Here is an 8,906-nt window from a genome sequence, read left to right as displayed (position 1 = left end):
GTGTTGGAATCACAGCAAACGCGTGGATGCATAACCAAATCGGCATACGAGCGGCTTATTCAAATATGTGCGGATGCTCAACCTCTAGAAGCATGCGGCATTATGGCAAGCAGCCAATCCTTGCATGCCATTACCTCTGATCAAAATGAAGCCATTATAGATATCGTTATCCCCATAACTAATAATCATAACGATCCCATGCATTCGTTCTCGTTTGACCCGACCGAGTGGACCGCAGCTTATTATGACATGCAAAAAAACCGACAAACGCTTGTCGGCTTATTTCATTCGCATCCGCGTACAAAGGCTATTCCGTCTTCTAGCGACACTGACGGTTTCCTGCCCGCTTCGGAGCTTTCCTATTGGATTGTTTCACTCGAGAACTTGAAATCGCCTGACGTTAAGCCCTATCGCCGCTCAGAAGGTTCATTTATTCCACTGCAGCTAGTGCTTGCTTAAGTAGGCATACAGATCGCCGAGCGTCGTAATATTTCGTTCCAAAATGCGCGTCAAATAGTTCCGCCACAGCTTTGCTGTCATGATTGAATCCTGCAAAGCATGATGCCGCTCTGTAATTGGAATACAGCAGCTCTCAAGCAAATCATCGAGACTGTATCCTTCCAGATTGGGCTCGAGCCATTTGGCAACCATCATCATGTCCAGCACTCTGTGGTTCAAATTAATCTTTGACGTCCTCCACAATGCCGCGTTCAGAAATTGCTTATCGTGGCCGGAAGCATGAGCGATAAGCAGCCTTCTGCCGACAAACTCCATAAAATCATGAAGCACCTGCATCAAATCAGGCGCATCCTGTACCATTTCATTCGTAATGCCGGTCAGTTCGACTATCGCTTTCGGAATTCTTCGTTTAGGATTCACGAGACTATAAAAGGTTTCACTTTCAACAAGCTCGCCATCTCGAAACAATACAGCGCCAAATGAAATAATTTCATCCCCATTATTCGGATAAAAGCCTGTAGTCTCTAGATCAAAAACAATGACCTCCAGCTCTCGAAGGGGCATATCGAACATCGACTGCTTGCGCTGCTCTTTATTGACATTCCGAATAAACGCCATTTGCTGCGCATTTTGCGAGCCTAGCATAGAAGCGATGGCAGGCGTAAATCCTCCCATTTTGTATAGGTTCCACATGCGACCGACGCCTTTTTGTTCCTTCATTTCTCCACCGCCTTACGTAAACCTGCCCATTGTTTGCTTAAAAACCGTTCGTTGCAGCCTCTTGCCAAGACGCAGTCCGCTCTTAAGCTCATCCGTCATTTCCTTCGTAAGCTTATGGCTCGACAGCTTTCCATTGTTGGCATATAAGCCATCAGCATTTTTCTCAGTCGTCATTAGACGGAGCCGGAGAAAAATCCGAAAAGCTTGATCATAAATAGCCCCGTCAGCTGATGACATCTTCCCTGCCTTTACAAGCATTCTAATTCTTTCAAGCGTAGAGGTTTCACGGATGCCTTCTTGTATGGATAATAGCCGAATCGAATTAACCATAGGAATATAGGCGCCATATTTAATATCCAAGCTGCCCGCTTCCTCGCCATACTGCTCCTTCAGCAATTGGCCAAAAAAGCCTAGCAGCACCTTATGCCGTAGCGTATTATCCAGCATCCGCTGCAGGATGATCTGGTGGTTAAGCATATCAATAAAAAACAATTCTTTAAGCTGTTCAACGAGCTTATAATCACCATAAATACAGCGGCCATCAGCGATAATAAGCAAATAACGCACTGCCTCCCAAGCAGGCTCCTCAAACCAAGCACCCAGTTTAACGCTCCACTCCGAAATGGACAAACACCAATCCGAGTTGCTGCTTAGCACATTGCCCTCACAAGGCGGGTAACCTACACTTTGGAGATTGTTTACAATGAGCGCACTTAAATTCAAAAAATAGTTCTTAACTTCTGTTGAATCAGCCACTGGATCTTGATAGACAACTCCGCTGTCTTGATCGCTTGACAAAGTTTGCTCTTGCCGACCGCCGCTGCCGAACAATACATATGCGTAAGGCACGGGGGGAGAACCATTCCCCCTCCGTGCCATTTCCGCTTCTGCGAGGATAATCGAGCGCTGAATCACCGCGTCGTGCACCTCATTTAATTGTTCATTAAATTGTTCGACTGGACGCGTTGGGAGAAGAGCCTCCATATGCTCGTGAACCTGATCCCGCAAGTTTCGCAGCCTATCCACATGATCAGCTGAACCAATCTGCTTAAGCAGCTGCAATCGCACCGGATCACTCATGCGACGCTCTCTCCTTTCGGTCAGTCCATCGCGTATCTTCTATTAGCCTTGAATGTTTTGACCAGCTTTTTTCATTTGCTCAGGATAACCATAAGCTCCATGCTCACTCAGGTCAAGACCGATAATTTCTTGCTCTTCTGTTACGCGGAAGCCCATCACAAGCTTCATAATACCTAGAATAAGGAATGATGCAGCGAGTACGAATGCGCCAACGACTACTACCGATTCGAATTGAACCCAAAGTTGCTTCCAGCTGCCTGTGTCGATCAAGCCGCCTGTACCTACGCCTACTTTATCAGCAAGTTCTTGTGTTGCAAAGATACCGTTGGCAAGCGTACCCCACACACCAGCCGCGCCGTGTACAGATAATGCATAGATAGGATCATCTACTTTAACTTTCTCGAAAAATTTCACACTGTAGAACACGAGCACACCAGCTACTAAACCGATGACGACTGCCGCCCAAGGAGCGACGTAAGCACAAGAAGCTGTAATTGCAACTAGACCTGCTAGCGTACCATTCAGCATAGCCGTAATGTCAGCTTTGCCTGTTACTGCCCAAGAGATAAGAAGTGCTGCCACGCCGCCTGCGCCTGCTCCAAGCATCGTGTTGAATGCTACATATCCAAAAAATCCATCGCCAATCGCTACCGTGCTGCCTGCGTTGAACCCAAACCAGCCCACCCATAGAAGCAATACAGAAAGTGCTGTGAATACTTGGTTATGTCCCAAAATCTCATTCGCAGAGCCGTCTTTGTTAAATTTACCAATACGAGGTTTAAGTAATACAGTCGCTGCAAATGCTGCAAGCGCACCCGTTAAGTGAACAACTGTGGAGCCTGCAAAATCTTGCGCTCCATCTTCAGCGAGCCAACCGCCGCCCCAGATCCAGTGAGCTACTACAGGATAGATTATCGCAATAAAGAATACAGTAAATACGATATAAGCTGAAAGTTTAGCTCTTTCTGCAAAACCGCCCCATGCTATGGAAAGCGAAACCGCTGCAAATGCTAATTGGAACAAGAAGAATACAGTACTTGGATAGCTCTCGCCTTCACCAGCTGCTAGGGATGGATCGAAGAAGAAATTGCCCCAGCCGATCAATGCGTTAATTCCGCTATCCCCGCCAAATGCGATGCCATAGCCGAAAGCCCAATAAATAAGTGCTGCCAAACCCGTTGTGAAAATCGTTTTGCCAGCAACGTGACCAGCATTTTTCATCCGTGTTGAGCCTGTTTCAAGAAGAATAAAACCGCCTTGCATGAGAAGAACAAGAATGAATGAGAGCATAACCCATAGAGAGTTGAGACCCATGTTCAACGTTGCTGCGGAAGGATCCTCTGCAAACGCCATTACCGGGAACAATAAGGTGAAGATTCCTAAAGCTAACATCGTTTTCTTAATCACTACGACCACTCCCTAAATGTTATATTTCCTTACACGTTAAGAAAGACTTAATGTCATTATAGTCAGTAGTGCTCAATTTGACAATACGTTTTAACTATTTTTATAAAAAAAATCAAACGTTCGGCATATAATCTAACACGAACGTTAAGAAATGAGGCAAATCAACGCCAAAATCGTCAGCTGAAACTCCTTATTCTTCGCATTTTCACTCTATATAGGTATTGGTTCCTACTTTTTCTAGTTAAAAACGCAAATCACTATGACTCACACCCGTCTCATGTCACCTAAATTACGTTATATAGAAGAAACACATGAAAACGCCCTGTCGAAATTGAAAATTGACACTAAAATTGTATAGTCATGTAACACGTTTGACTGTATGGTTACTTTCCTATTATCATTAGAGGAACAATAGTTATACGTTTTCCCATAAGATGGTGATTGTGAAATTCACCTCAATAGGTAATGATGTTCTTTTAGACATGACGAGCTAAAACAACAAACCTGTTCTTTGTCGACACATCATCTCAGAATGAGATGAAACATAAGCTTAGTACGCAAGCGGGATCTAGTTTACTTATATTTTGAACGAATGGAGGATTTGAAAATGTATCGTATCGGAGAACTATCCAAGCTTGCGCAAATCAGTGCACGAACCATTGATTATTACACTTCAATCGGTCTAATAGAGCCTGCAGAGCGTTCCGCCAAAAACTATCGCCTCTATTCTGATGAAACTTTGCAGCGTCTGGAACGTATTGAACAGATGAAAAAAGATAAATATACATTAGATGAGATTAAGGCCACAATTGAAAGCTGGAGCAAGATTACACCTGAGGAGCAGGTCTCACGTAAGCTTACGGACTTGCAGTACCATCTAAGCCAGCTCGAGCGTGAAGTGAAGGAGTTAGAGCCTGTTATTAAGAAGCTCAAGCCTCGTCAAGCCAATCACCTCTACACGCGTCTTATGCCGCAAACCGCAGCTTGCATAGAGGCACTTATGCTTCTCATTAACAAAAGCTCCCTCATGTAGCTATACATTTCATCAAAAATTGGAGGAATGACTCAATGGCGTTTATCTATGTTTTAATTGTACTTGCATTTATACTAACAATTTGGGCTCAATTCCGAGTCAAAGGAACGTTTAAAAAATGGACGCAAGTTCAAGCGAACAGTGGTTTGACCGGTTACCAGGCAGCACGAAGAATGCTTGATTCTAACGGACTTCATGATGTACCGATCGAGCCAGTACGCGGTACACTGACCGATCATTACGATCCGATTCACCGAGTTGTACGTTTGTCGGAGCCTGTGTATTATGAAAATTCAATTTCAGCGATTTCAGTCGCTTGTCACGAAGTCGGCCATGCCATACAGCATGCGGAGCATTACCCAATGCTCGTGCTCAGACATCGTATATTCCCAGTCGTGAACTTTGCATCCGGCGTAGCACCATTTTTATTTATTGCCGGTATTCTATTCTCAGCACTCAACCTAATTGGGCTTGGCATCATATTTTTCTCAGTAGCAGTTGCCTTTCAGGTCATAACACTTCCGGTTGAATTTAATGCGAGCAACCGAGCTAGAGACATTATGGTTGCTGAAGGGTTCATAACGAATGATGAGGAACGCGGGGTCGCAAAGGTGCTTAACGCAGCGGCTTTAACGTATGTAGCAGCGGCTCTCTTGTCCTTGCTGGAGCTTGTCAGATATATCTTAATCTTCGTAGGCGGCAGCCGTCAGGAATAAGCTTACGTGTCTTATAGCTAAACAAAAGAGGAGCAGCTCCCCTTCGGTCTTCATCGACCGACAGGAACTGCTCCTCTTTTATTGTTCTTTTATCTATTTTATCGTGTTCTGGAAATAACGAAGCAGAAAACCGTGAAACACTTTCGCAACTAAARGCAATTTCTCATTTGAACGCTGGATAAGTCCGATTGTACGAGTCACCTGAGGTTCGATTACCCTTACTTTAGTCGGCTGCAATGGCCCTGTATAGTGAAGCGCCATCTCTGGAAGAAGGCTTACGCCCATCCCAGCGGCTACCAAACCGCGAATCGTATCCGTCTCTTCCCCTTCAAAACCGATTTTCGGCGTAAAGCCTGCCTCTTGGCAAGCTCCCCAAACGATCGGTCTAAGCGAATACCCTTCGCTAAACAACACAAACGTCTCATGCTCCAGCTCTTTCAGTGCAATCGATGCTTTGTCCGATAAACGATGCCCCGGCGGCAATATCGCATAAAGCTCCTCTGTCAGCAATACTTCGCCGCAAACGAATTCATGTTCATCAGGGAAAGGTGATATAAACGCCAAGTCAATCTCGCCTTTCACCATGTCGCRAATAAGCGACGGGTACATCCCCTGCTTAAATTTAAATTTCACATTCGGATGGAGCTTGCGGAAAGCTGCCACAACCTGTGGAATTAATGAGATCCCAAGACTATGCGGGAAGCCCAGTCTAATTTCACCCTTCTCGGGGTCCAAAAATTCATGTATTTCAATGACAGCACGTTCCAGATCAGCCAATATCACTTCAGCCCGCTTTAGGAAAAGCTGACCGACTGGTGTGAGCTGCAAATTTCTACCTTTTTGAACGAACAGTTTTACGCCAAGCTCTTCTTCAAGCTGATGAATCTGCCGGCTTACTGCAGATTGCGCCACATGCAGCTCTTCCGCCGCTTGCGTTACATGCTCTTTTTTCGCTACTTTTACAAAATAATGAAGCTGACGAAGTTCCATACCGGTTCAATTCTCTCCCGTACTTACATAGTTTTTATGAGTATCGCTGTTTCTTTTGAGTCTTTATTCGGTCAAAGAAATGGTAGAGCAAGAAGCCTGCAAGAGCGCCGCCAACATGTGCCCATAAATCCACTTTGGCTACTACAATCGAATAAATAACCCCAAATATTAATATCGTATACACCGTTTTACGAGAGCTCTCGTCAAGCTGAGCCTTGCGGAACAACGATATGAACAGAAAGGCGCCATACACGCCATAAATCGCCCCAGAGGCTCCTACACCCACATGACCATAAAGATCGTCTTGCAGCACATTTACGAAAGCGCTCATCGCATTTCCCGCAATCCCGCAAAGTAAATAAAATATAATATATCTCGTTTGTTTAAGCAGATACTCTAGCGGCGGTGCAAACACGAGCAAAGCAAACATATTGTAGAGCAAATGCTCAAATCCCGCATGCATGAACATGCTTGTTATATAACGCCACGGCTGTTCTAATCCAAATGGATCATTCACAGGGTCAGTAGCAAACGCGCCATACTGATATGCATGCAAGGAATCATTAGGATCGCCATTCCATAATACGACAATAAAATAAATAATATTCAATAAAATTAATATTGATGTTACGGGATACATCTTTAAGTAAGAGCGAAAGCTCTCATATCGCAAGAAGATCACGAGTACATCCCCTTTCTCAATCCAACAATTGGACAAGGTTGTTTCATAACGATTATAATAAATCTGGTATTGACCATATCTATTAGAGGAGGAAATTTACAAATGACACAAGAACGCAATGGAGCTGCCACATTCAAAGGCAACCCGATCACATTAGTAGGACCAGAACTTAAAGCAGGGGACAAAGCCCCAGACTTCAATCTTAACAAATCACTTGTTGAAAATGTTTCCCTCAAGGACTACTCCGGTAAGATCAAACTAATCAGCGTTGTGCCTTCAATCGACACTGGCGTTTGCGATGCACAAACTCGTCGCTTTAACGAAGCTGCTGGCGAACTAGGCGACAATGTTGTTGTCCTAACGGTCAGCGTTGATCTGCCGTTCGCACAAGCACGCTGGTGCGGTGCTGCAGGTATCGACAAAGTTGTATTGCTGTCCGACTACAAAGCGCATAGCTTTGGCGAATCATACGGCGTATATATTAAAGAACTTGGTTTGGATCAACGTTCGATCTTCGTTATCGATGCTAATGATACGATCCAATATGTTGAATATTTGCCTGAAATGACAGAGCACCCGAATTACGAGCAAGCAATCAACGCTGTAAAAGCACTCGTGTAATTTCAAAACAAAGAAAATTTTCAGCACTATTGCAAACAAAGCGAGTGAAGGCTACCCTTCCTCGCTTTGTTTATGAATTAATTATTTACTTTAAATGCAGCCAGCTTCTTATCAAGCGTACGATATAAATCCATAATGACTCTGTAATTAGAACCAAGATCCCCTAGTGAGCCGCGGGATGCTGAATAAATATCGACAGCTGATTGGAGCGGATTTACGCTAATAACGGAAACGGTGATGTCCATCGTTCTTCCAAATGCTGTGCGCTTCTCCAGCACAATCTCCCCTACGGATTGCACCTCATGAAGCACCTTATATCCTTGCATTTTCTTAAGAGTCGATATCACTTCTTCCCAAGCCTTATCTTTCGACAGCTTGTAGAAATGAGATTTGAGCATTGGATCCTTAGCCCTGTCGCCCGTCTGTTCATGACTGCGCAGCAGCCCGATCAAGGTCCGCTTCAACAACAACGATCTCCCCCTCCGGCATCTATGTACATTACTCTATATGATACCATGATTTGTCCCATGAAAAAAGAGCTATCACTGGATTTAACCAGCAAATGCTCTTTATTTGAAAATGAGAACCCGCCTATGCCGTCCGACTCACATGTTTCTGAACCCGCTTACGCAGGTGGGTGACCGCAGAACCGCTTTTGAGATCCCCTTTCGGGGGCATGTCAGCTGCGTCTCGATGTTGGTCTCCCGTGAAACAGCCATTGGTTCAAAACAGCGTAAAGCCGTAACGAGCATCGCAGGAGGTATTGCTTATTATAGACTGAACAAAAGAAAAAGTAAACTTTGATGGGCTGTTATTTACTGGAGCCGCTCGAATCTTCTTTAACCAAATCGATACGGTCTAGCTCAGCAGCCTTCTCTGCTTCTTCTTCCTCTGCCAAACGCGCTTTCTCCGCTTGGTCCTGCAGCTTCTGGTAAATCAAGTTGAAGTTCCAGAACGCCAGGTAAGCGATGATGCTGCCCATAAAGAAAGGAATAAGAAAAGTGAATCTAGTACTGAAATACATAACCGCACCGCTCATAATCGCTGTAGAAAGCGAACGGAAAGGTTTGCCGATCGTAATGAGAACAGCGTTTTTCAGTAATTGAAACGTTTTCATATGATAGTGGACAAGCATAGAGAAAAAATTAAATAGCGATACGATTAACAGCAGCAAAAATGCAATGAAAATGTATGAAAG

Annotated in this window: 10 protein-coding genes, 1 other RNA gene and 1 pseudogene; 4 read left to right on the top strand and 8 right to left on the bottom strand. The window is 44.5% G+C overall.

What is annotated here, in order from left to right; translation table 11 throughout:
* On the top strand, positions 1-459 hold a 459-nt coding region (locus AB4Z17_RS29355; RefSeq protein WP_441963777.1), incomplete at its 5' end, for a M67 family metallopeptidase.
* On the opposite strand, the gene AB4Z17_RS29350 is transcribed toward AB4Z17_RS29355, so the two are convergent.
* From AB4Z17_RS29350 to AB4Z17_RS29340, 3 genes are read right to left on the bottom strand one after another with little or no spacing between them, the layout of a single operon-like run.
* Positions 445-1,179, bottom strand: coding sequence for a 3'-5' exonuclease (locus AB4Z17_RS29350; protein ID WP_076266836.1), 735 nt, complete (start codon positions 1,177-1,179; stop codon positions 445-447). The genes AB4Z17_RS29355 and AB4Z17_RS29350 overlap by 15 nt on opposite strands.
* Before the next feature lie 12 nt (positions 1,180-1,191).
* Complete coding sequence (locus AB4Z17_RS29345; protein ID WP_441910481.1) at positions 1,192-2,259, bottom strand: DUF294 nucleotidyltransferase-like domain-containing protein; 1,068 nt, start codon at positions 2,257-2,259, stop codon at positions 1,192-1,194.
* A gap of 42 nt (positions 2,260-2,301) precedes the next feature.
* Positions 2,302-3,666 (bottom strand): ammonium transporter, encoded by a 1,365-nt coding sequence (locus AB4Z17_RS29340; RefSeq protein ID WP_339203527.1) that lies wholly within the window; start codon positions 3,664-3,666, stop codon positions 2,302-2,304.
* Positions 3,667-4,273: 607 nt separating this feature from the next.
* Between AB4Z17_RS29340 and AB4Z17_RS29335 the strand changes: the two genes are divergently transcribed.
* Both AB4Z17_RS29335 and AB4Z17_RS29330 read left to right on the top strand, forming a co-directional pair.
* On the top strand, positions 4,274-4,699 hold the full coding sequence (locus tag AB4Z17_RS29335; RefSeq protein ID WP_372238962.1) for a MerR family transcriptional regulator: 426 nt from the start codon (positions 4,274-4,276) through the stop codon (positions 4,697-4,699).
* 35 nt (positions 4,700-4,734) lie between these two features.
* The gene (locus tag AB4Z17_RS29330; RefSeq protein ID WP_076266832.1) at positions 4,735-5,415 is read left to right on the top strand and encodes a zinc metallopeptidase; all 681 of its coding nucleotides are present in this window, start codon (positions 4,735-4,737) and stop codon (positions 5,413-5,415) included.
* Between the two features lie 93 nt (positions 5,416-5,508).
* On the opposite strand, the gene AB4Z17_RS29325 is transcribed toward AB4Z17_RS29330, so the two are convergent.
* Together AB4Z17_RS29325 and AB4Z17_RS29320 are read right to left on the bottom strand one after the other, a co-directional pair.
* Positions 5,509-6,405, bottom strand: a complete 897-nt coding sequence (locus tag AB4Z17_RS29325; protein WP_441963775.1) for a LysR family transcriptional regulator — start codon at positions 6,403-6,405, stop codon at positions 5,509-5,511.
* 34 nt (positions 6,406-6,439) lie between these two features.
* Positions 6,440-7,015, bottom strand: a complete 576-nt coding sequence (locus tag AB4Z17_RS29320; RefSeq protein WP_441963773.1) for a rhomboid family intramembrane serine protease — start codon at positions 7,013-7,015, stop codon at positions 6,440-6,442.
* Positions 7,016-7,189: 174 nt separating this feature from the next.
* On the opposite strand from AB4Z17_RS29320, the gene tpx reads away from it, so the two are divergent.
* Complete coding sequence (tpx, locus tag AB4Z17_RS29315; protein WP_076266829.1) at positions 7,190-7,708, top strand: thiol peroxidase; 519 nt, start codon at positions 7,190-7,192, stop codon at positions 7,706-7,708.
* A 77-nt stretch (positions 7,709-7,785) separates the two neighbouring features.
* Here tpx and AB4Z17_RS29310 read toward each other — a convergent pair whose 3' ends face one another.
* The 3 genes and pseudogenes from AB4Z17_RS29310 to AB4Z17_RS29300 form a co-directional block, all read right to left on the bottom strand.
* Positions 7,786-8,175 (bottom strand): DUF1499 domain-containing protein, encoded by a 390-nt coding sequence (locus AB4Z17_RS29310; protein WP_083681704.1) that lies wholly within the window; start codon positions 8,173-8,175, stop codon positions 7,786-7,788.
* Positions 8,176-8,288: 113 nt separating this feature from the next.
* Positions 8,289-8,471, bottom strand: a non-coding RNA gene (ssrS, locus tag AB4Z17_RS29305) — 6S RNA.
* Positions 8,472-8,519: 48 nt separating this feature from the next.
* Positions 8,520-8,906 (bottom strand): annotated as a pseudogene (locus AB4Z17_RS29300) (hypothetical protein); the annotation flags it as partial.

Origin of the sequence: Paenibacillus sp. TAF43_2, assembly GCF_052113545.1 — a bacterium.
GTDB lineage: Bacteria > Bacillota > Bacilli > Paenibacillales > Paenibacillaceae > Pristimantibacillus.
Note: the sequence above shows the minus strand (reverse complement) of the source record. Positions and strands in the feature narration are given on the sequence as shown.